Below are 19,960 nucleotides of genomic sequence, written 5' to 3' on the forward strand. Positions count from 1 at the left end.
CTTTTTCGCCGTAAGCCTCCCACTGAAACGGTACGACCTTCTGTGGTGAGATATAAGGCGGTTAAAAATAACGCGACCCCTGACCAATTTAAGTCATAGGCTTGACAGGAAGGGGGAAACCGCATCTGTCACCAAGAAAGCTGATGGTTATTATTTGACTCTGAGCCTTGAAGATACCACAGTCCCGGCTATTAAGCCTGATTTCAATTCAGACTCAATTACAGGTATTGACCTCGGTTTAAAAGCGTTTTTGACAACTTCTGAAGGAGATGCTGTCTCAATCCCTCAACACTATCGTAAATCTCAGAAGCGATTACTTGTTGTCCAAAAGCGTGTTTCACGTCGGAAAAAAGGAAGTAATCGGCGCAAAAAAGCCATTAAACAAGTCGCCAAACAACATAAGAAAGTGGCGGATAAGCGCAAAGATTTTCACTTTAAAACAGCCAATAATCTCCTGAAAAAATATGACGTTGTAGTTCACGAAGATTTAAACGTCAAAGGTCTAACACGATCCATGCTAGCCTTATCTGTCCATGATGCTGGATGGTCAAACTTCCTGTCAATTCTCACCACCAAAGCCGTTCGCGTAGCGTGCCGGAGGCATAAATGCTGGGTTGCTGGTAATTGCTGTGAATCCATCGGGTACATCACTTGATTGTTCTAGTTGTGGGGTGAAAGTTCCTAAAGCGCTGCACATCCGTCAGCACATTTGTACTTGTGGATGTAGTTTGGATCGTGATCATAATGCAGCGCTAAATATAAAGAATAGAGCCGACGGTCACGCGGTTCTTAAAGCTCAACGCCTCCTAAGCAATAGCCGGATTGGTTGAGAGAGCCACCACTGTACCTGTACTCAGGTCAGTGTGTGGAGTGTGTCACCTAGAAGTGAACTGTGTTAATATCTTTTCTGCTTGCTTACAGAGTACCTCTTGATACTGACCGTTGCTGGCTAGCAAACCCCCCCACTGATTGATATCTCCAGTGTTGTATCGTAAGGGAGTGCCATCGAAGTGCGTAAACTTACCTCCAGCTTCTGTCAAAATTAGTTCGGGAGCGGCGAGATCCCAATCTTTGGGGGCAGACTTGCCGGAAAGGGAAATGTAAATATCTGCCTGTTGTTCGACAATGGCGGCGATTTTACAACCCACACTGCCGATCGCTTTTTGATTTTGACAGGGTAGATTTTGCAGTAAATAATCTAACTGTTCATAGCGGTGAGAACTACTCACAACTAGGGTTAAATCTTCAATTCGTTTACCGGCAGAGACTTGCAAGGGAATAGAACCATCGCTGGTTTCCAAAAAAGTACCTCCGCCCTTGGTGGCATAATATAACTTTTCTGCCTCTGGCACCGCTACCACGGCTAAGACTGGGCGATTTTCATGCACCAAAGCAATGTGAACCGCATAGTTCCCAGTTTTTTTGATAAAGTCTCGCGTCCCGTCCAAAGGATCAATGATCCATACCCACTGAGAGCTATCCTGACTCAGTGGAGATTTATAGGTTTCTTCGCTGATATAGGCAAAGTCTTCATTACCCAAAGTTGCTTGTAGCCTGTCCAAAATATATTTACTGACAACTACATCTGCAACAGTAACAGGCTCATTTTGTTTATATTGGATGTCGAGGTTTGGGTCTTTTGCCGTTCCGTTGTAGTAAGACCGCAGTATATTTGCTGCCCCCCAACCCATATCACGAGCAATTTCTAATATTTCTTGTAGGTCTTTCATTTCAAAAAGTGGCTTTAAATTATTTTGTTTACTGAGATAGGTAAGATGCTTGTCTTAGGCTCAGTCTACTTTGAATTCATCCAACGGCGCGTGCCAAAAAATTGACAAGAAGTAGCAGCAATATTAGCCGCATTAGCCAAGGCATCGGGAAAATTTTCCCGTAGGATGTAATGGCAGAAGGCACCGTGGAAAATATCTCCCGCCCCCAGTGTATCAACAGGCTGAATTATAGGCACATTGACAACACCAGTTTTATCGCTACTTAAGTATTGAATCGGTTTTTCTCCGTGGGTGATAGCGATGTGGGGAATACTCAAGGCGTTGAGATAGGTAAAAACTTCTTCTTCAGTGTGGCAGTTGGGGGGAAAAAAATTAGCTGAACAAACAGCGTAATCCACAAAAGGCAAAATTTGTGCAAATCCTGGCTTCCAGCTACCGCCATCAATCACAACTGGGATATTCTGGTTTTTAGCGATTTGGGCGATCGCATAGCCAACAGCCATCTGATGCCCATCAATTAGGACAATATCAATATTTTGCCAAATATTTGGCGGGATAGATTCGCTTGTTGACTGAGTTTTGACAGCATTAATCGAAACTACAGCCCGTTCACCGGTAGTTTGGGTAACAATGATAGAAGAGACAGGCGGGGCTGTATTGGTGCTGGGGTGAAGATCGGCGATCGCTACTTTGTAGTTTGCCAAATCTGTTTTAATTAACTGCGTCATTGGGTGAGAACCCACCACACCCAAGACTGTAGCTTGATTACCCAAATGGCTGAAAGTTACAGCCGCATTTGTTGCCGGGCCTCCTGCTGCCACAGTATAGTCAGTAGCAACCAGCTTCTGATTGTTTTTGGGGGCAGATTCAGCAAGGTAAATTAAATCTAAGGTTACTAACCCCACAAATAAGCCAAAATTAGTCATTGGGAAAAAGGTAACTTTATCAAATTATTAAGTGACTTACAGGATAATTGATGAATTCAGCTACCCACAACAATGATTTTTATGCCTGGACGCAAGAACAAGCGCACTTGTTGAGAACAAAACAATTTAATCAAATTGATTTTCATCATCTGGCTGAAGAAATTGAAGACATGGGACGTTCTGAAAAACGGGAATTAGAAAGCCGATTAGAACTACTACTTATGCATCTACTTAAATGGCAATTTCAGCCTAACTTACGCTCTCGGAGTTGGCAATTAACCATCAAAGAGCAACGCTTACGCTTGGAGAAACTGCTTCAAGAAAACCCCAGCCTTAGCTGCTTTTTAGCCGACTCCCTCGATAAAACTTATCAACTTGCAACTATTAGCGCCGAACGAGAAACAGGATTATCTTCATTTCCTGAAACTTGTCCTTATAACTTAACAGAAATTTTTGCGCCTGATTTTTTACCTCTTGAAAACTAAAATTTGTAAAATATAACAATTATGCAAACTGATCCAAAACCAGGAACACTTTACGTTGTCGGCACACCAATTGGCAATCTGGAAGATATGACCTTTCGGGCGGTGCGAATTTTGCAAACGGTGGATTTAATTGCAGCAGAAGACACGCGCCACACGGGGAAACTGCTACAACATTTTCAAGTTAAAACTCCCCAGATGAGTTACCACGAGCATAACCGACACAGCCGCGTCCCGGAACTAATAGAGCTTTTAGTAGATAATAAGGCGATCGCACTGGTGAGTGATGCGGGGATGCCAGGAATTTCTGATCCAGGGTATGAACTGGTGATCGCTTGTATTGAGGCGGGAATCAGAGTAGTTCCCATTCCTGGCGCTAGTGCGGCAATTACAGCTTTAAGTGCATCTGGACTACCGACAGATCGGTTTAGCTTTGAAGGCTTTTTACCGGCGAAAGGTCAACAACGACGAGAACATTTAGAATCTCTGCAAGCAGAATCCCGGACATTGATTTTTTACGAGTCACCCCACCGCTTGCGAGAAACCTTGCAAGACTTAGGAGAAGTTTGGGGAAGCGATCGCCAAATTGTGCTAGCGCGGGAGTTAACTAAATTGTATGAGGAATTTTGGCGGGGGACAATTGCTGAGGCGATCGCCCTCTACAGCCAACGGGAACCCCAAGGCGAATATACTCTCCTGGTGGCAGGAAATCCACCCAGTCAACTCCAACTCACAGAAGCACAACTCAAAGCCGAACTACAACAGATTATGAAACAGGGAATTTCGCGATCGCAAGCTAGTCGTCAGTTAGCAAAAAGCACCTCCATATCCCGTCGCCATCTCTATCAACTAGCCCTTTCTATAGTTATGAGTCCTGAGTAAATCAGTGCATTTATCGCTCTGCAAGTCAAGCATTTTAGTCTGGTTGCTCCCAATATTCATAGACCGAAGTACTTTAAGTATATTCACGGTTATTTTGCTCTAATCTTTAATGACAATTTACACAAAATTACGTAATTATTTTAAATATCAAGTTACATAATAGTTTAAATTTAAGTTAACGCATGAAAAATATAAAAAAATGGGTCGAGCATTAATCAAGCTTATAGGATTATTTTTACTTCTTATAGGCATATACTTCTTTGGTCAAAACATCATATTTGTTAGCAGTTACTATAGATTTTCCTTCCGCACATTACCTGCGACTGCCTCAGTTTTAACAATTATGGCAGGTATCTTAGCCTTAGTCTTTTTTGGGAGAGAAACTCGTAACCTTGGCTGGATTTTGCTAGGCATTGGTATAGTGCTAGTTTTCTTGAGCGGTGGAGTGATTTTAAAATCCACCAGCTTATGGAATTTCTGCGTGGCTTTTACCGCCTTAGCCGCTGGATATAAATTACTCAACGAGGGTAGAATCAATTTTTAAAATATTTATAAATGACAGGATATTATCATTTTTATTAGTAGTATAGATTACAGTTTTGGCTAAACTGTGGTACATTCCCAAAAATTAGGCGGTATAATTTACCCAGTTTCTCGACTCTCGCTCTTGAGTGTGTTGTCGGCACTCAGAATAATTTATCGCTGAGTGCCAATTTCATCGTCGAGGAGCAAACATCACCCGCCTAAACCCGATGAATCGCCTCTTATCCCCTCCCTAGTTCAGGGGGTTTTGCTAACTCCGAGGCTAATATTAAAATGGAAATTATCGACAAATTGAGGACAAGCTAAGAATGACCCAAGTGCTTCTAGGCGAAAATGAAGGAATAGACTCAGCGCTGCGTCGGTTTAAACGCCAGGTTTCCAAAGCTGGTATATTGGCTGACGTCAAATATCATCGGCACTTTGAAACCCCGCAGGAAAAGCGTAAACGTAAGGCAGTGTCAGCTAGACGAAAACGTCGTTTTAATTAACCCTGTGTACTTTGTTTGGTACTGTCGTTGCTTGAGGATATAGTCTGAAACAAGTAACAGCGGGTTACCATGATTTTTACAAAAATTTCCGCAAGATTTACCGTACCCTTAAATGCAGTGTGAGTGAATTATTTTTGCCCATGCATGGGGTGCGTCAAGGGTTTTACTCTGGTTGGATAGGGCAAGCTAAAAAAGCTGCCCATCAACCAAAATAATTTAAGCCTCAGAAGTATCAACAGTCCGACTATTACAACGATTCATCGCCTTTTCGACTCCCTGTTTGAGGCTGAGTTCTACACACTCAACTACGAACTGAAGCACAAGAGACATTAATTTAGTTTCAGCGCCAGAAAATCGCCCCAGTACATGAGAGACAGTTTCAGAATCATCACTATTAGCTGCACCTTTTGGTTTACCAATACCGATGCGTAAACGAGGGAAGTCTTGGGAACTCAGATGTGCAATTGTACTTTTCATGCCATTGTGTCCCCCAGCAGAACCAGACAAGCGCAGGCGAGTTTTACCCAAAGGTAAATCCATATCGTCATAAATCACTAGCACCGACTCTGCCGGCAATTTATACCAACTTGTCACCGCTTGGATTGACTGTCCTGAACGATTCATATAAGTCAACGGCTTTAACAGGCGAACTTTACCACCACCGGGTGCCATTCCTTCGCCATACTCCCCTTGAAACTTGCGATTTTCCGCAAGAGGCATTTTCCAAGAACGAGAGAGAGCATCTAGAGCAGCAAAGCCGATATTATGGCGAGTTTGGTCATACTTAGGCTCTGGATTCCCCAACCCGACAATTAGCTGGGGAATCACCAAAGCTGGTTGTGTAACAGCTTCTGTCATTGGGAGCAGTACTTTCCTAGCTAGTTGGGGAAGAACTAGGAGTTTCTTGCTGGGATGTAACAGCCTCGATTTGCTTGGGTTCCAGTTCAGCAGTAGTCTTCACCGCTTGTTCTATATTTTCAGCTTCCCGCTTAAACTCAGATTGAAATTCATTAGAAGCTTCTTGGAAACCGCGAATGGTTTTACCCAAACTCCGCCCAATTTCTGGTAGCTTTTTCGGGCCGAAGATTAACAGCGCCACTATCATAATTAGACCCATTTCCGGCAGACCAATCCCAAAAATATTCATTTTTTAGCTCCTGTAAACTTTAAAATCACCGCTGCAACTTACATCTGTAGTCTACTCAATAGTTAAGCAGTCAGCGAGAAATCACAACCGACAACCAACAAAAAAACCCGGACGAGCCGGGTGTAGGTTAACTTGCTAACCAAGTTTGGTAGCTGTATATCAGTTAGCCGCCTAAGCTCCGCCAATCAACCAGTACATCCTGAACCAACAGTGATTTATTGTAAAGTTGCAGAATAATTAGCAGAAACACCAAAAATAGCAGCATAAAAACACCCATTACTGGGGTAGTACCCCAACCCGGAGCCACCTTACCATACTCAGCGTTTAAGGGTCTGAGGATATCTCCCAACCTAGTCCGTTGTGCCATAGTTCACCTAAGATTTGTTGCCAAAGCTTTTTTTAATTTTTTTAGACATTCCCAGCCCTAGAGGGGTTGAGATTCTTGGGCTGAACTCGCCTCTTTCAGGTTGCCCTGATTATAGGTCAGTTCATAAAACTTCGTGGATCGTTAACGATTATCCGAGCCATAGTTTTTAACCATGACTATGATACCAAGGAAAGTGTTACCTCAACTAAGCTTAATTAACAGTTGTGGGTTTTTGCTTCAAATTTTGTAATACTCTATTAATAATAGCAATCATAATTTATCCCTAATTTATGGAACCCGCAATATTTCTTAGCATTTCCTTTGGCGCTGCGCTGGTAGCGATAACAGGCTGGGCAATTTATACCTCATTTGGCCCACCAGCCCAAGAACTAGATGACCCGTTTGACGACCACGAAGACTAGAAAAGTTGTCTATTTCCCTTTAACCGCTTTTGTCAAACCAGGAAGAAATCATCTTAACCAGTAGGGTGCGTTCCTAACGCACCGTTTCTGAGATGTTGTTGCATTAAGAATAGTTTTTGAGTTTTCTCTATTCTCTAAGGGACTTCCAAATAATAAAACATCGCAAATCTTCTTGTGGGGTGGGCTTCTAGCCCGCCCAGTTTATTGGACGGGCAGGATGCCCATCCCACTTTCATTGGATAATTTAGTTGTTGGAGTTCCCTAATTCCAAATTATGTCTTTCCATCCCCGTTAGGGGAAGTGGTGTTGTAAAGTTTTCCACATTGTCTACTCTTGTTTTGGCAGTAGAACGTTTCCATCCCCGTTAGGGGAAGTGGTGATGTAAAGGCTGGTTTCGGGAAGGTTGTTGTAAGAACACTAACGACACAAGTTTCCATCCCCGTTAGGGGAAGTGGTGATGTAAAGGCTTTCCATACTTCCATTTTTGGTATACCTTATTTTTGTTTCCATCACCCTGTCCTGACGGACATCCCTCTCTATGCGTTGGAGAGGGACAGGTTGTGCGTAGCAAAACCAGGGTGAGGTTTTGAATAGGCGTGTTAGCACAACCATAAATTGCATCGAAAGAGACTTGTGTGTACAAAGTCTGGAAAAACCTCACCCTGTCCTGACGGACATCCCTCTCCTTCGCAAGGAGAGGGACAAGAGGTGCCAAGAGGTGCATTAAAGCAGTTAAAAAAATTTATCAGCAGACATTCGAGAAAAGATAGAAGTAAAAATCCAAGCATTAGCAGACGAACCACATCACGATGGTGCTGTCAAGCTAAAAGATACAGAAAACGGTTATCGAATTTTCTATCAAATTTAAGATGATGGATTAGTGGTAACTGTTGTCAAAATTGGACATCGGAGAGAAGTTTATCGCCAAGTCTGACTTGGAAGGTGGCGATTTTCCAAGGCTGTATCGTTGAGGGTACAAGTTGATTGGTGAGGGGACGTTCTAATAAATCTACAGCACGGTCTAAAGTTAAACCCAGGTCACTCTGCAATGATAACTCGGCTGTTTCTCCGTGAGCTTCATAACAACGGAGAATATATGTTTGTGGGTTATCCTCTGATGGTTTCAGTGCCATTAAAATTAAATTTTCTGCTGATAAATCTAAGAAACTCGCTCTTGTAAGAGTTCTGGGTGGGGAGTTGTGAGTGCTGGGTGGATTTACTATTACTTGTAAAGGGATATTTAATTCATATCCTCGGTGTACTGTGTGGGCTGATTCCCAGCTATTAGCGTGGGGATACAAGCAATAGGTAAATTCATGATAGCCTCTGTCAGCTTGTGGGTCTGGCCAGTTGGGACTGCGGAGTAATGTTAGGCGTAGTTGGTTGGGTTGAGAGTCGTAACCATATTTACAATCATTTAGTAAACTGACTCCGTAAATACCGCTGGCTGTCTCTTCAGTCAAATCAGCCCAACGTAAGGCGGGGACTTCCCATTTTGCTTTTTCTGCGGGGGTTTGGGGATTTGTGGGGCGACGAATAACACCGCAGGGAATTTCGTAGGTAGCGAAGTCTGCTGTGACGTTGAGAGGAAAAGCTGCTTTTACCAATACCTGATTTTCTTGCCAATTAACAGTGGTGGCGATTTTTAATAAAGGTACACCAGCTTGTAAGATATAATCTTGGCAAAATTCCGATGCACCCAATTGACGCACCACACGCACACGAGTTTGCACTCTTCCTGTTTCTAGCCATTGAATAGATTTAAGGTGGGTTGGTGGTAGGGGATGTTGGGCATAATTGGGGTCAATATTCCAAGCATCCCAATATTGACCACTGTCTTTAAAGGCTTGGAGTTGATTTCCCGCACCAGATAAAATTTCTCGTTGTTGATTTTTGTCAAAGACACTTGCTAAATCGCCTGTTTCGTTATTTACGACAACTCGCAAAAATTCATTTTCTAGTACCCATTCTGAGGGTTGGGGTGTTGGGGTGTTGGGGTGAGTGGGGGAAAGCCAAAATGTGGTGTAACCGACGGGTGGAATATCGCTAGCGAGAAATAGTAGGGTGGATGGTTCAGATAATTGAGAGTCAAGCTGATTTCCATCAATATCGTAAACCTGATATGGTTGGTTAGGTGTGGGTAAGGTGACAGAAACGACTTCAGAACGCGACCAATTGAGAGAGTTAAAAACTATAACAGATAGACTATTGGGTTGCGGGGGTTCTGGTAAAGTGATGTGAGATGCGACGATCGCACCCAACGACGCTTTTAATATCTTCGTTCCCACTTTTTCCACTTGCTGCCACTCGGTTAAGGCATCATCATAAACTTGGGTAATGGAAGAACCGGGTAAAATATCGTGAAACTGTTGAAATAACACTTGTTTCCAAGCTGCTTCGATTTCCGCTTTGGGATATGTCACACCACAGGTAATATTTGCCAAAGTCGCAAAGAGTTCTGCTTCATACAACAAATTTTCGCAACGACGATTCCAACGTTTTTGGTCTGCGTGGCTAGTATAGCAACCGCGATGGAATTCTAAATAGAGTTCATCTTCCCAAACCGGGAGATTTTGAACTTGAGATTTGATGTGCTGTAAATACTTTTCTGCTGTGATAAATTCTAGCTCAGGGAAAAAAGGCGACTGTTGCCAACGTTGAGCGACTTCTAACATATCACGGGTGGGGCCGCCGCCGTGGTCGCCAACACCGGGAAGCCAGAGGGCATCTTCTAAACCGGTTTGGGTTTGCCATTCACAGACGTATTCTGCCATTTTAACCGGGTCGATGGTTTGACCGATGAGTGCAGACATCAAACTAAATACTTCAGACCCATCAGGCGATCGCCACCAAAAAGCGCCATAATCAAACTGAGTAGTATCATTCCAGCGCAGCTTTTGGGTAACAAAAAACTCAATACCCGCATTAACAAAAAACTGCGGTAAAGTTGCACAGAAACCAAAAGAATCAGGAACCCAGACCACAGACGAAAGCTTGCCAAACTTCTCTTGAGTATAACGCTGACCATACAATAGCTGACGGACAATAGATTCACCAGCGATCAAATTAAGTTCCGGTTCCACCCAAAAACCGCCGATAACCTCCCAACATCCAGCAGCCACCCGTCCTTGAATAGCTGCAAACAAATCTGGACGATGTTCCTCAATCCAAGCATAAAGCGCCGGCGTCGAATGACAAAAAATCAACTCCGGGAAATCTGCCTGTAACCGTAAAACCGACTCAAAAGTGCGTTGTGCAGCATTCCAAGTTTCACTAACAGGCCATAACCAAGCCAAATCCAAATGAGCATGACCCAACAAATATATTTTAGATTTTAGATCCCCCCAACCCACGCCAGTTCGCACAAAGGGGGGAACCCCCGCAAGCGACTGGCTCCCCTTAAAAAAGGGGGCTAATATATTAGATTGAATAAGATTTTGGCGTAGAGACGAAAACGATTTTACCAACTCTTCCCTCTCTTCCTTGGCGTCCTTGGCGTCTTGGCGGTTCGTTACTTCCCTCACCCCCTCAGCCAAAACAGCCAACTTTTCAGGAGCAAACCGTTCCAAATAAAGCTGAACCACAGCCAACTCATCAGCCACAAAACCCGGATCAGGGACATTATAATCCATTGACTCATAAACGAGGAGCGATCGCACCAACGCACCATCATCATGTCCCGGACTCACCAACCGCAAAGCCACAATTAACTCTTCCCCAGGAGTCACCCCTTGACTAACAAGCACCCGCGGCGAACAATCAAATAAATCTCCCTCCAGCACCAACTCCCCATTCAGATAAATTTCCGCCGACTCAGCCCACCAAACCAGCGCCAACCGCAAACATAACCCAGCCAAAGGATAACCGTGTAAATCATGAGGAACCACCAATCTTTGCACCAACCACAGCACCTTTTTTCCACCAGTCCAAGCAATATGTTCTTTAGCATTTAGCTGAACCGATTGCCAATTAGACAAATCAGAGGCAGCAATATCAGTAATTACCGAATCAAATTCTCGACATAGCCAGGTAGACTGAATATTAACTTGACAGCAAGAGCGCAACTGCTCAATTGCTTCCGAGATAAATTTTGACTGAGATGGAGATACAGCAAAAGTCATATTTTCGCTAAGATGAGGACACTGACGATAATTAACAGTTTGGCGTTTTTATTGTTTGGTGGGGGTCTCACGACTAAACAAAGCTACAACTAACAAATCATAATCATGTCTTCTGGTTCCTCTGGTCGTTATCAAAGCAAACTATTTAACTTTGTCCACCAGCAATCTCGGCGGTTGACAGAACAGTGGGAAAACACCTTCCGGCAATTGCAACTTGCCACTAAACTGGGTGTGGATGCACTACTTTACCAGGTGTACCAGATATTTCAGTCAGACGAATTAGCTGGGAAACGACTGCACACCACAGAACCACAACCCAGACGACAGTTACAAGCTGAAACTCCCCCACCTGCGGACACACCGATTCAGCACATACTAGAGATTGTCCAAAATTTATCATCTGAGGAACCTACAGCCACTGCTGCCACAACATCTCAAACTTTTAACCTCTTGGCGTTCTTGGGGTCTTTTTGGGAGAAAGTTGTTCCCAATCATCAGCCTCAACCCTTAGCGATTCTAGACAAACCAGTGGTAGCCTCAGATAATGCCCTCAAGCGCCATCTGCCAGTAATGCGGGGAATTGCCACACATTTGGCAAATCGTAATTTGGTACTTGTTACCGCCGATAATCAAATTCTAGACATTTTAACGCCCCAGCAGCAAGCAAAATTAGCAGACCGAATTATTGGCGAAGTGGCTGACTACTGGCATTTTTGGCAATTAGCTGAAGCTAAAAAAGAAACAGCGCTATTACCGGAAATTGACCGCATATTAGCAAGGCTGACTGGTGGAAGTCCTGAAAGTACGTTATTATTAGCTGCGGGAAAAATTGCAGCAGATGGTAGAGAGGATAAATATTTACTGAATCCTGGCAAAGTTTTGGCATTGCTAGACGCAGCATTTGCTCAGGTGGAATCAAATGCTTTAGTACCTGTTGTGCAACAACGCAGCCGAGAAATTATTCAAGCTGCCCAAACTCAATTAAAGATATTTATTTACGGCAAAGAGCAACTCAAAGCTAGGGGAGAAATCGCTGTTGGCGCTGATGATTTGGAAACCCAAAACCTGAATATTCAGGCTTTGATTGAGGCGGCGGTAAATTACTTTTTTGGGGATAGAACTGGTAATAAACTTGAGCCTACAGCAACCGGCGAAAAACCACAAGGTAAGGCTTTACGCTACAGTTCTAGAAAGGTATTGCCCAAAAGCGACCAAGTACAGCAAGCGGATTTAATTGCAGATCCTTGGCTGACTTTGAATGATTTGTTTGGTGATCATAAAGCGAGCTTTGTTCAGCCAACTATACCATCTCCAAGAATCAATCAGGCGATCGCTTCTAGTCAATCAGCAGAAAATTCTCCGCCAGATGATTTAAATAATAGCGCCCAAGACTTGCTACAAAATCCAAAATCAGGTTTGGGGTTGTTTGGAGGTAAAAAATTAACCCATAATCGCGCTTCTAACTCCAAAAAATCGGCAACGGTACCCGCTAACAAACGAACTACATCCCGTATTTCTCAAGCTGGGAGTGAGAAGGGCAAACTTTACGAAATGGAAGTTCGCCAAAATAGTCAAGTTGAGGCTCAACCAGACTGGATAGAAACTACAGCAACATTATTGGGTTATGAGAAACACCCTTTAGAGGTACTTCTGGCATGGCTGGATGGGGCTATGCTTTGGCTAGAACAATTATTTGTGAATATTTTTCAGTTTATGCAGGGTCTGTTGCGGGTTAAGAAAGTGCCGAACGACTAGAAGTCGCGGCTACAAGAACGTTCGCGTAGCGTCCCGTAGGGATAGTCTGCGGAGGCAGACTAAAATAATTACCAATTATCCATTACCCATTACCAATTACCCATTAAGCAATGCAAATTCCATATCTAGGTAGTAGGTCATGGGTAATATAGAACTGATGAGCCTGCAAAGCGTCGTGAAACAGTTTCCAATTGCTGACTAAAAAGCTGGGATGATAGGTAAAAATTTCGTTTCCTCGATCAACTTCGTTTTCAGTGCCTAGAGCTAGATATTTCCAGGAATCTTTGCCTTTGGGGATATAGGTAACGCTTGCTTTGCCAAAACTGAACTTACCATTTGCGATCGCATTTAACCACTTCTGATGCCGAAGGCTACCGCTATTATCCCGAATATTATTCAGCATGAAACTAATTGCAATCTTATCTGCTTCTGGCAGTCCTGGTACAGTGGCATCCGCATCACCTAGCAAATACCGCTGCATAGCTTTGCACATCTGGTCAGCAGCTTCTAGAAAGTCTTGAGGATTGTTTCTCATGATTTTTTCGCCGCGTCCGTTGATGTAACCCCAGCGCAAAAACGGCTTGTCAGGATGACTGAGAACAGCACCATGTCCTAAAGGTAAAGCCTCGCTAACGAAGTAATTTTGGAGACGATCCATCAAATTGCGATCGGGTTGATCATTCTCATCCAGCAGATTTTTCGCTTCATTTACCCGATGGTTAACTCCAGCAAATCCCTGATGTGCCCAAGTATCAACATAGACATGCATTGTAATTCCCAGGCGATACAGTCCGTAAGGAGTTTCACGGCGCTGGATACACTCCCTCACCATTTGCTGCGCTACATCACTGTTAGGACGACAAATCAGCTTCTCAATAAATTTCCCCTCTGGATCTTCGCCTACTTTCAGTCCGCCGTTCCCTGGGAGAAAATGAAACGGAATCCAAACGCGGTGAATTGCCAGTTCCTGAAAGTTGCGATAGTCCAGCATCTTGTGGGCGGAACTAATGCGGTTAAATAATGCGCCGTTATCGAACTGGATTAATCCAGAATTAGTACTATCGTCTACATATTGGGCACAGTAGGCGATGATACTAGCATCTTGATGCTCAAACCCAGCTAGTCGCGCGACAACGTAGGTGACACCATGATGAAAATCAATTTGCATATTCAGTTAGTGGTTAGGGTTCTGTGGCGAAAACTATTTTGTAAAAAAAGTATTGTATTAAATAATAAATACTTAGCCTAACACCCGAATGGCCCTAAGTACAACTTTCCATAAAAACGTGTCTGAATCAGGATGGACAGGATTATGGGATTAATAGGACGGCGTTATTGTCTGAGTCTGCCAATCTTCCAATCCTGATTCTGACATTAAATATTTTCACCAAAACATGTGGTTGAGGAAATGGCGAAACAGCTTTGTCCCGGTTGGTTCTTGATAGTCTGTGGGTAATAGATCCAGCATTGCCTGCTGCAACTTTTCTAAAGCTGCGTCTACTGCCTGCCGCTTCGGTCTGGAATCAGGGGTAAAGTATAACGGTTCCCCAACCCGAATAGTTAACTCTTTTCGCAAATAGAGGTCATGAGTACCAATCAGCGCTATGGGTACTATCGGCACTCCAGCCCGTAAAGCGTAAATCACAGTTCCTCGTTTCAGGGGGAGATGTAATTGACCCTCAGTAGTTCCCAGTCTGCCTTCAGGAAAGAGAATCATCCCATCCCCACGGGCTAAAATTGCCAGCACAATCCGGTCTATCTGGCGCAATGTCTGGATATCTCCGCCTGTGTGTACGGTCTTTTCAATGGCTGTAGCCAGTTCCAGCAGGTTTTGTTGTCCAGCTTTAGCGGCGGCGATGACAGCGAGTTCTTCTTTCCAAATTCGTTCTAAGGGAATGACACCCCCAGCAAAAGCCAAGATGAAGCGCTTCCACCACTTGTTATAGAGGGTACGGGCATCGCCCAGAATATAGTAATGGGGTTGGGTGGGTATTTCTGCCAGCAAGAGTAAGGGGTCGATGTGGTGGAGATGGTTGGCAGATAAGATGGCGGGTTCTGGTGGTATTCTTTCTAGATGTTCGACGCGGACGCGAAATAGAGAATGAATTAGCGATCGCAATACCCAACGCCGTAATCTAGAATCAGCCCTAGGTTCTGTCTGTTGCTCATTAATCGTTGACAGCCGTCTTATATTGGACTCGATAGCATGGCGAACTGCGCTGCTGCCTGCCGCCGCTACACCTTCCCACACCCGCTTGATAGCTGCGTCAGTCAAGGGTGGCAAGGTTTCTGATTGTGTTTTATTTGACCGCTGATGGCTCGATGTCTTGTCTGCTGTTTTCCCATCCGGGTGAACTTGGGAAGTTAACCCATCAGTTTTGCTTTCAGCAACAGATTCACTCGAAGAAGTTTCGATAACACCCTCTTTGAATTCCTAACCAAAATAATAATCCTTGACGGCATAATCTCAACCACTCTACAGTCAGAAGCTTTAGTTGCATATTCCCAAAAAAAGGCAATTTTTGGTTAAATTATGTGAAAGCAACTCAATTTGTCTGTATTTCTTCCCACGGTTAGCAGCTATTATTCCTACAATGTACGTTACTAGGCTAGTAGCTTGCTGGGAAAGAACGTAAAAAATTAACCATGATGATTTACCACAGCGAAGGCAATTTTAAAGGTGTTGGGGGGCTTGACCTGTATTACCAAAGCTGGATTCCAGATCTGAAGGTACGGGGGGTATTAGCTGTTGTGCATGGGCTTGGAGGACACAGCGGACGCTTCAGTAATATAGTTGAGCATTTGCTACCCAAGCAATATGCCATCTATGGCGTGGATATGCGCGGTCATGGACGTTCACCTGGTCAGCGGGGCTATATTAATGCTTGGGCTGAGTTTCGAGAAGATGTGCGATCGCTCCTCAAGTTAATTCAGCAGCAACAGCCAGGAGTGCCAATTTTTCTGTTAGGTCATAGCTTAGGCGGGGTAATTGTCTTTGATTACGCTTTGCACTATGCCAAAGATGCACCCCTATTGCAGGGTGTAATTGCCCTAGCGCCAAGCATCGGGGAAGTTGGGGTGTCACCTCTGCGCCTGTTATTAGGAAAGATGCTCTCACGGGTGTGGCCACAGTTCACGATGCATACAGGTCTTGATCCGACTGCCGGTTCACGGGATGAGCAGGTGGTAGCCGCCATGAACCAGGATGAACTGCGGCATACCCTCGGAACTGCCCGTCTGTCTACAGAATTCTTTGCTACACGCGCTTGGATTCATGCCCATGCGGCTGATTGGCAAGTGCCTTTGTTGATTCTCCACGGTGGAGATGATCGAGTGGCAAAACTAGCGGGAAGCCAAAACTTTTACGATCAAGTAACCTACCCAGATAAGCTACTAATCGATTATCCAGAAGCCTATCACGAGATTCATGCCGACCTCAATTACCAAGAGGTGATGGCTGATTTAGGGAATTGGCTAGATCGGCACCTACCCTCTGAGGTGGCGCAGTTAGAGTCGGTGATGAGTAATGAGTAGGGGGTAATATTTAGTGGTCAGTTGTTTTCAGATGCTGACCATTAAGTTAAATAAATATAGTTGTCAAAAACTGCTTTTGCTGTATGAGTATCATCAAAAGCCCAATACCTGCATTGATTTTTCCAGGACTTCTTTGGGGCGAAATGGTTTGGTCAAATATAAGTCTGCACCAACCTCAATTCCTTTTTGTTTATCAAATTCCTGTCCCTTAGCTGTCAAGATCACGATGTAGATGTCAGTCATTTGCCAGTCATATTTAACAATATGGCAGACTTGCAAACCATTCATTTTCGGCATCATCACATCGAGAAAAACCAGGTTTGGTTTTTCGGTTTTGATAGTTTCGAGAGCTTCTTCGCCATTTCTGGCAGTTAGGAGTTCAACCCCCTCATCTTCCAATGCTTCTAGGGCTTGTTCCATCAAAATCAAGATATTGGGTTCATCGTCAACAATCAGAATTTTCTGGGTCATACAATTTTGGATTTTAGATTTTAGATTGGCAAGAAGAAAGTATCAACTAGGAAATGTAGTATTTTATCATTCTGCCTGCTGGCGAATTGCATTAGCGATCAGACAAGATAATGAAGAATAGATTCTCCAACTCTTTCTCAAACCGTAGGGCTTTCACCATGTCGGCTTCTTGAGAGAAGAGAGAATCGATGATGATCATGTCAGGTTTGGCTGACCGAGCTTTATTGATGCATTCTTGGGGATTAGAGGCTTCAATCACGCTGTATCCCTGAGTTTGTAGGACATCAGATATGGTTTTTAAGGTTGAGGCATTTTTATCAACAACCAATACCTTTTTACTAGAAGTACCTTGGGAAAGCAGGGAACCAATTTCGTTGAGGAGTTTCTCTGTGTTAATCGGCTTGGTAAGATAGCGATCAATACCAATGTGGTAGCCTCGTTCCTTATTTTCAATAATTGATAGAATGATGATTGGAATATCTGCGGTTTGGGGATCATTTTTGAGGACGGCTGCCACGTCGAAGCCATTGATTTGAGGCATCATTACGTCCAGAAGAATCAGGTCGGGACGGGCTGTTTTGATTTGATGAATTGCATCCACGCCGTCTTTTGCTTCCCGAACATTGTAACCTTCGGTTTCTAGTTGTTGACGGAGCAATTCCCGAATATTGACATCATCATCCACCACCAAAATGGTTTTGCGGTTTTCGTTTTGGACAGCGCTGGTGGTGATGACGTGTTCTTTGAGTTGTTTGACTAGGGCATCTAGATTTAGACTGGTGCTGGTTTTGCACTCGCTGGTGGAAGTGGGAATGATGAACGAGAATCTGCTGCCGTTGCCTGGTTCACTCTCCACCCAGATTCTACCACCGTGATGATCGATGATTTGTTTGCAGATGGGCAGTCCCAGTCCTGTGCCTTTGGGTTTGTCGGTGAGGGTGTCGCCAACTTGGCGAAATTTCTCAAACACTTTCGGCTGGTCTTCAGGTGAAATGCCAACGCCTGTGTCGATGACGCTGATGCAAACACCCTCGTTTTCTTGTTTGACGCGGCAGGTGACAGCACCAGATTCGGTAAACTTAACGGCATTAGAAATCAGGTTGATCAATACTTGCAGCAGCCGATTGCGATCGCCGATTATCTGAGGCAGTCCGGGGTCAATCTCTCTCACCAACTGCAATCCATTGGTTTCAAACAACCCTGCGGTGGAATTGGTTGCCCAATCTACTAACTCCCTTGGGTCGAGGGGCTGCATCTGCCATTCCACCTTACCTGCTTCCATCTTGGCGATGTCCAGAACATCGTTAATCAAAGATGTGAGCCTTTCTGCTTCCGACACAATAATGTTGAGATTATCACCCACCCGCTTCATCGTTTTCTGAAGCTTGCGGTCTTCGACCGAAAGTTTTGGAAAGACATCAATTTCCAGCTTTTCTTTAATGATCGACGCAAAACCGAGAACAGAAGTTAGTGGTGTCCGCAACTCGTGGGAAACCGTGGAGATGAAATCTGTCTTCATTTGATCAATCTCTTTTTCCGCCGTCACATCCCGAATTAACAGCGCCGAACCAAAGCAAGCAGCAGGTTCTTTGGTTGCCGTCTTTTTAAAGATGGCGGTCGCTACTGCCTGACCGATGCGTTCCTTTGCCAGTGCAACTTCAGCCGCAAACACCTCTCCAGGATGAGACTGTGTTCGTTCAATCAGGTCTGCTAAACCGGATACCGGCAGTTCTCGGTAGTGACCGTTGAGGGCGGTGGCTGTCAATCCGTGCATAGCTAAAAAGGCAGGATTGAAGTGAGTGATCAGTCCGGTTGTATCTACAACCAATAAACCATCTGCTAAGTTATCCAAAATGGCATTTAAACCCTGGGCTTCTGCTAAAGTATTTTGCAGGGCAGATGTCCGCTCGGCAACTCTGGCTTCCAGTTCTTGATTTAGTTGCCGCAGACCGATTTCTGCTTGTTTGCGGGCAGTAATATCGGTATTAATTTCTAGCATGGCGCAGGGTTGACCGGATAAATCTCGTTGCAAAGTCCAGCGGCTTTGAACGGTGATCGATTTACCGTTGCGAGTAGTGTGTTCTAGTTCTCCTTCCCAACTACCTTGCTGTAGAAACTCCCTGAGAAGAACTTCTAAAGGTTTTGGAAAGGTTGAGTTCAGCAGTGTGTGGATGTATTGGTCTTTCACAAACTCACGAGTCCAGCCATAGAGCCTTTCTGCGCCTTGATTCCAGTATAAAATTTTGTCGCTCATGTCGCGGACAATGATCGCATCGCTGGAATGATTTAACATATCCATGAGACGCTGATTTTCGGCTTCTGCTAGCTTGCGGTCGTGAATATCGGTGCAGGTGCCAATCCACTCGCGGATGCTGCCGTCTTCTGCTAAGACAGGGGCACCACAAACAAAAAAGTGGCGGTAGGTGCCATCTTTGCCACGAATCCGGTATTCAATTTCATAGAGGCTGCGGTTGGCCACAGCTTCACCCCAAACTGCTGCTGTGCGATCGCGATCGTCAAGATGAACGGCATCAATCCAGCCCCCGTTCTCAGCTTCAGCTAAACTTTGACCTGTATAAGCTATCCAGCTTGCCAGTTCAAAGCAAATTCCTTCTGGTGTGCTTACCCAAACAATTTGTGTAGTTGCTGTCACCAGAGAGCGGTATCGTGCTTCGCTCTGTTTCAAAATTTGTTCGGCGTGTTGGCGTTCCTGCTGGGCGCGTCGGAGGTCGCTGATATCCTCCACACTTGACCAGACTAGGCACTCTCCATCCTCTTCAATCAGCTGCCCAGAAAGCCTAGCAGGAACTAGATGCCCGTCTTTGTGGATATACTCTTTCTCATAGGGGCCATAACGACCAGTCTCTAACAGGGTCTCTAATATAGCTTGATCGGCAACGGCATACTTTTCAGGGGTCACCTGCTGGTTGGCGAGGCTCAGGGTTTCCGAAACAGTGCGACCCAAAATAGCCCCATAGGCGGGATTGATATCAATCAAAGTTCCATCCATTCGGCAGAGTACCAACCCAACGGGACATTGTTCAAATAGCTGACGGTTGTATTCATCAAGTTGGCTAGACATGATTAAAGTT

17 protein-coding genes and 1 pseudogene are annotated in these 19,960 nt (G+C 44.5%); 8 read left to right on the top strand and 10 right to left on the bottom strand.

The genetic code is table 11. The features are described from left to right. Positions 1–109: 109 nt before the first annotated feature. Positions 110–830: pseudogene (locus CYLST_RS18355) on the top strand (RNA-guided endonuclease InsQ/TnpB family protein); the annotation flags it as partial. 45 nt (positions 831–875) lie between these two features. On the opposite strand, the gene CYLST_RS18360 reads toward CYLST_RS18355, so the two are convergent. Then, positions 876–1,730, bottom strand: coding sequence for a 3'(2'),5'-bisphosphate nucleotidase CysQ family protein (locus tag CYLST_RS18360; protein WP_015209221.1), 855 nt, complete (start codon positions 1,728–1,730; stop codon positions 876–878). Between the two features lie 65 nt (positions 1,731–1,795). Next, positions 1,796–2,656 carry a sugar kinase gene (locus CYLST_RS18365; protein WP_015209222.1) on the bottom strand — a complete coding sequence of 287 codons (861 nt, stop codon included), beginning with the start codon at positions 2,654–2,656 and terminating at the stop codon, positions 1,796–1,798. 50 nt (positions 2,657–2,706) lie between these two features. On the opposite strand from CYLST_RS18365, the gene CYLST_RS18370 reads away from it, so the two are divergent. The 4 genes from CYLST_RS18370 (at position 2,707) to rpsU (ending at position 5,051) form a co-directional block, all read left to right on the top strand. After that, on the top strand, positions 2,707–3,141 hold the full coding sequence (locus CYLST_RS18370) for a DUF29 domain-containing protein (protein WP_015209223.1): 435 nt from the start codon (positions 2,707–2,709) through the stop codon (positions 3,139–3,141). Between the two features lie 21 nt (positions 3,142–3,162). Beyond that, the gene (gene rsmI / locus CYLST_RS18375) at positions 3,163–4,020 is read left to right on the top strand and encodes a 16S rRNA (cytidine(1402)-2'-O)-methyltransferase (protein WP_015209224.1); all 858 of its coding nucleotides are present in this window, start codon (positions 3,163–3,165) and stop codon (positions 4,018–4,020) included. Positions 4,021–4,219: 199 nt separating this feature from the next. Next, the gene (locus CYLST_RS18380) at positions 4,220–4,564 is read left to right on the top strand and encodes a hypothetical protein (protein ID WP_015209225.1); all 345 of its coding nucleotides are present in this window, start codon (positions 4,220–4,222) and stop codon (positions 4,562–4,564) included. 307 nt (positions 4,565–4,871) lie between these two features. Beyond that, positions 4,872–5,051: a 30S ribosomal protein S21 gene (gene rpsU, locus CYLST_RS18385; protein ID WP_015209226.1), complete on the top strand. Its 180-nt coding sequence runs from the start codon at positions 4,872–4,874 to the stop codon at positions 5,049–5,051. 216 nt (positions 5,052–5,267) lie between these two features. Here rpsU and pth read toward each other — a convergent pair whose 3' ends face one another. The 3 genes from pth to psbH form a co-directional block, all read right to left on the bottom strand. Then, entirely contained in the window at positions 5,268–5,909 is a 642-nt protein-coding gene (gene pth / locus CYLST_RS18390; protein ID WP_015209227.1) for an aminoacyl-tRNA hydrolase, read from the bottom strand. Between the two features lie 16 nt (positions 5,910–5,925). Next, positions 5,926–6,198, bottom strand: coding sequence for a TatA/E family twin arginine-targeting protein translocase (locus CYLST_RS18395; protein WP_015209228.1), 273 nt, complete (start codon positions 6,196–6,198; stop codon positions 5,926–5,928). 163 nt (positions 6,199–6,361) lie between these two features. Next, positions 6,362–6,565, bottom strand: coding sequence for a photosystem II reaction center phosphoprotein PsbH (psbH, locus tag CYLST_RS18400; protein ID WP_015209229.1), 204 nt, complete (start codon positions 6,563–6,565; stop codon positions 6,362–6,364). A 290-nt stretch (positions 6,566–6,855) separates the two neighbouring features. On the opposite strand from psbH, the gene psbN reads away from it, so the two are divergent. Further along, entirely contained in the window at positions 6,856–6,987 is a 132-nt protein-coding gene (gene psbN / locus CYLST_RS18405; RefSeq protein WP_015209230.1) for a photosystem II reaction center protein PsbN, read from the top strand. Positions 6,988–7,880: 893 nt separating this feature from the next. On the opposite strand, the gene CYLST_RS18410 is transcribed toward psbN, so the two are convergent. Continuing rightward, entirely contained in the window at positions 7,881–11,108 is a 3,228-nt protein-coding gene (locus CYLST_RS18410; RefSeq protein WP_015209231.1) for an alpha-mannosidase, read from the bottom strand. Positions 11,109–11,213: 105 nt separating this feature from the next. Between CYLST_RS18410 and CYLST_RS18415 the strand changes: the two genes are divergently transcribed. Continuing rightward, entirely contained in the window at positions 11,214–12,863 is a 1,650-nt protein-coding gene (locus CYLST_RS18415) for a hypothetical protein (RefSeq protein WP_015209232.1), read from the top strand. Positions 12,864–12,966: 103 nt separating this feature from the next. Here the strand turns inward: CYLST_RS18415 and CYLST_RS18420 are convergent, their stop codons facing one another. Together CYLST_RS18420 and CYLST_RS18425 are read right to left on the bottom strand one after the other, a co-directional pair. After that, on the bottom strand, positions 12,967–14,031 hold the full coding sequence (locus tag CYLST_RS18420; RefSeq protein WP_015209233.1) for a DUF6765 family protein: 1,065 nt from the start codon (positions 14,029–14,031) through the stop codon (positions 12,967–12,969). Positions 14,032–14,247: 216 nt separating this feature from the next. Next, complete coding sequence (locus CYLST_RS18425; protein ID WP_015209234.1) at positions 14,248–15,138, bottom strand: lysophospholipid acyltransferase family protein; 891 nt, start codon at positions 15,136–15,138, stop codon at positions 14,248–14,250. Positions 15,139–15,512: 374 nt separating this feature from the next. Here CYLST_RS18425 and CYLST_RS18430 point away from each other — a divergent pair, with 374 nt between their 5' ends. Next, positions 15,513–16,397, top strand: coding sequence for an alpha/beta hydrolase (locus tag CYLST_RS18430; protein ID WP_041233727.1), 885 nt, complete (start codon positions 15,513–15,515; stop codon positions 16,395–16,397). 93 nt (positions 16,398–16,490) lie between these two features. On the opposite strand, the gene CYLST_RS18435 is transcribed toward CYLST_RS18430, so the two are convergent. Both CYLST_RS18435 and CYLST_RS18440 read right to left on the bottom strand, forming a co-directional pair. Beyond that, complete coding sequence (locus CYLST_RS18435; protein ID WP_015209236.1) at positions 16,491–16,868, bottom strand: response regulator transcription factor; 378 nt, start codon at positions 16,866–16,868, stop codon at positions 16,491–16,493. 91 nt (positions 16,869–16,959) lie between these two features. Continuing rightward, entirely contained in the window at positions 16,960–19,950 is a 2,991-nt protein-coding gene (locus CYLST_RS18440) for a PAS domain S-box protein (RefSeq protein ID WP_015209237.1), read from the bottom strand. Positions 19,951–19,960 lie beyond the last annotated feature (10 nt).

Origin of the sequence: Cylindrospermum stagnale PCC 7417 (assembly GCF_000317535.1) — a bacterium.
In the GTDB taxonomy this organism is placed as follows: Bacteria; Cyanobacteriota; Cyanobacteriia; order Cyanobacteriales; family Nostocaceae; genus Cylindrospermum; species Cylindrospermum stagnale.

Bases quoted from the DNA above. Each gene is read 5' to 3' on its own strand.
- CYLST_RS18360 (WP_015209221.1), bottom strand. From the start codon at position 1,730: ATGAAAGACCTACAAGAAATATTAGAAATTGCTCGTGATATGGGTTGG.
- CYLST_RS18365 (WP_015209222.1), bottom strand. From the start codon at position 2,656: ATGACTAATTTTGGCTTATTTGTGGGGTTAGTAACCTTAGATTTAATT.
- CYLST_RS18370 (WP_015209223.1), top strand. From the start codon at position 2,707: ATGAATTCAGCTACCCACAACAATGATTTTTATGCCTGGACGCAAGAA.
- rsmI (WP_015209224.1), top strand. From the start codon at position 3,163: ATGCAAACTGATCCAAAACCAGGAACACTTTACGTTGTCGGCACACCA.
- CYLST_RS18380 (WP_015209225.1), top strand. From the start codon at position 4,220: ATGGGTCGAGCATTAATCAAGCTTATAGGATTATTTTTACTTCTTATA.
- rpsU (WP_015209226.1), top strand. From the start codon at position 4,872: ATGACCCAAGTGCTTCTAGGCGAAAATGAAGGAATAGACTCAGCGCTG.
- pth (WP_015209227.1), bottom strand. From the start codon at position 5,909: ATGACAGAAGCTGTTACACAACCAGCTTTGGTGATTCCCCAGCTAATT.
- CYLST_RS18395 (WP_015209228.1), bottom strand. From the start codon at position 6,198: ATGAATATTTTTGGGATTGGTCTGCCGGAAATGGGTCTAATTATGATA.
- psbH (WP_015209229.1), bottom strand. From the start codon at position 6,565: ATGGCACAACGGACTAGGTTGGGAGATATCCTCAGACCCTTAAACGCT.
- psbN (WP_015209230.1), top strand. From the start codon at position 6,856: ATGGAACCCGCAATATTTCTTAGCATTTCCTTTGGCGCTGCGCTGGTA.
- CYLST_RS18410 (WP_015209231.1), bottom strand. From the start codon at position 11,108: ATGACTTTTGCTGTATCTCCATCTCAGTCAAAATTTATCTCGGAAGCA.
- CYLST_RS18415 (WP_015209232.1), top strand. From the start codon at position 11,214: ATGTCTTCTGGTTCCTCTGGTCGTTATCAAAGCAAACTATTTAACTTT.
- CYLST_RS18420 (WP_015209233.1), bottom strand. From the start codon at position 14,031: ATGCAAATTGATTTTCATCATGGTGTCACCTACGTTGTCGCGCGACTA.
- CYLST_RS18430 (WP_041233727.1), top strand. From the start codon at position 15,513: ATGATTTACCACAGCGAAGGCAATTTTAAAGGTGTTGGGGGGCTTGAC.
- CYLST_RS18435 (WP_015209236.1), bottom strand. From the start codon at position 16,868: ATGACCCAGAAAATTCTGATTGTTGACGATGAACCCAATATCTTGATT.
- CYLST_RS18440 (WP_015209237.1), bottom strand. From the start codon at position 19,950: ATGTCTAGCCAACTTGATGAATACAACCGTCAGCTATTTGAACAATGT.